A 1,707-nucleotide genomic window follows, 5' to 3' on the forward strand; every position below is an offset into this window, starting at 1 on the left:
GGATGTTGTCTTCCCTCGCCTTGACCGCCATCTCACGCACGGCCTCGAACTCTTCGCGCTGCACCACATCCATGGAGTTCAGCATGCGCTCGGCCTGCGCCCGGAACGCCGTCTCCACTTCGCGCCGAACGCCCTGCGCGGCGCCCGCGGCGTCGGTCATGATCTTTGCGAATTCATCGAGAATGCGGTTCGGTCCGGTCGCCATGGCAGATCCTCGCTTTGTCGTTTTGACGTAGTGGCGCGCGACGCGGAATGCAAGCGAAGCCTTGCCTTGACCGCGCCAAAACCCTGCCGCATGGTCCGCGCCCAATCGTGACCGCGCCCCGGAGACACCGTTGAGCGAATATTTCCTGCTGCCGCTGGCCTCCCTGCCCTTCCCCAATATCGACCCGGTCATCGTCCAAATCGGGCCGCTCGCGGTGCACTGGTACGGCGTCGGCTATATCGTCGGCATCCTCTTTGCCTGGTGGTATGCCAAGCGGCTGGTGACGAACCTGCGCCTGTGGCCGGACGGCCATCTGCCGATGAAGCCCGAGGACCTCGATGACTTCATTGTCTGGGCGGCGATCGGCGTCGTGCTCGGCGGACGCACCGGCTACGTGCTGTTTTATGATCTGCCGCGCTACATCGCGCATCCGCTCGACATCTTCGCGGTCTGGCAGGGCGGCATGTCGTTCCATGGCGGCCTGCTCGGCGTCATCCTCGCCATGACGCTGTTTTCGCTCAAGCGCGGCATCCACACCTGGACCTTGTTCGATGTGGTGTCGGCCGGCGTGCCTATCGGGCTCGGCCTGGTGCGTGTCGCCAACTTCATCAATTCGGAGCTGTGGGGGCGGCCCTCGGACGTGCCCTGGGCGATCGAATTCCCCAATGGCGGCCCGTTCACCCGCCATCCCAGCCAGCTTTACGAGGCGCTGCTCGAAGGCCTTGTGCTGTTCCTGGTGCTGCGCTTCCTCACCCATTCGCGCCTCAAGCTCAAGACGCCGCGCTTCGTCGGCGGCGCCTTCATCTGCGGCTACGGCCTGTCGCGCATCTTCGTCGAGTTCTTCCGCGAGCCGGACCAGCAGCTCGGCTACCTGCTCGGCACCAGCTGGCTGACCATGGGCATGATCCTGTCCACGCCGATGGTGCTCGCCGGCATCTGGGCCATGGTCACCGCGAAGCCGGCGCCACAGCCGCGGGCGGCATGACCCGGCTGAAAGAGCGCATCATAGGCCTGATCGGCGCGGCGGGGCCGATCCCGGTCAGCGAATATATGGCGCTCTGCCTGTTCGATCCCGACGAGGGCTACTACACGACGCGCGAGCCCTTCGGCGCCGCCGGCGACTTCATCACCGCGCCCGAGATCAGCCAGATGTTCGGCGAGCTCGTCGCCGTCTGGCTCTACCAGGCCTGGCAGGGCGCGGGCCGGCCTCTGCCCGCGACCTTTGCCGAGATCGGTCCCGGCCGCGGCACCTTGATGAAGGACATGCTGCGCACATGGTCGCGGCTCGACCCGGCGCTCGTCGCTGGCGCTTCCTTCGCCATGATCGAGACCAGCCCGCGCCTGGCCGAGATCCAGAAGCAGACGCTTGCCGGCCAGAGCGCGGCGCTTGCCTGGCACCAGACCATCGACACGCTGCCGCGGCAGCCGCTCTTCATCGTCGGCAACGAATTGTTCGACGCTGTGCCGATCCGGCAGTTCGTCTATGTCGGCGCGGGCTGGCG

3 protein-coding genes are annotated in these 1,707 nt (G+C 66.3%); 2 read left to right on the forward strand and 1 reads right to left on the reverse strand.

Annotated features, from left to right (window positions below; genetic code table 11):
* Positions 1–205, reverse strand: a 205-nt coding sequence (locus EOD07_RS33505; protein ID WP_127238266.1) for an accessory factor UbiK family protein, incomplete at its 3' end; no start/stop codon positions are given.
* Positions 206–335: 130 nt separating this feature from the next.
* Here EOD07_RS33505 and lgt point away from each other — a divergent pair.
* On the forward strand, positions 336–1,190 hold the full coding sequence (gene lgt, locus EOD07_RS33510; RefSeq protein WP_127238267.1) for a prolipoprotein diacylglyceryl transferase: 855 nt from the start codon (positions 336–338) through the stop codon (positions 1,188–1,190).
* Positions 1,187–1,707: SAM-dependent methyltransferase (locus tag EOD07_RS33515; RefSeq protein ID WP_206519638.1), on the forward strand; the 521-nt coding region annotated here is incomplete at its 3' end. The genes lgt and EOD07_RS33515, both read left to right, overlap by 4 nt.

The organism is Mesorhizobium sp. M2C.T.Ca.TU.002.02.1.1, from assembly GCF_003997225.1.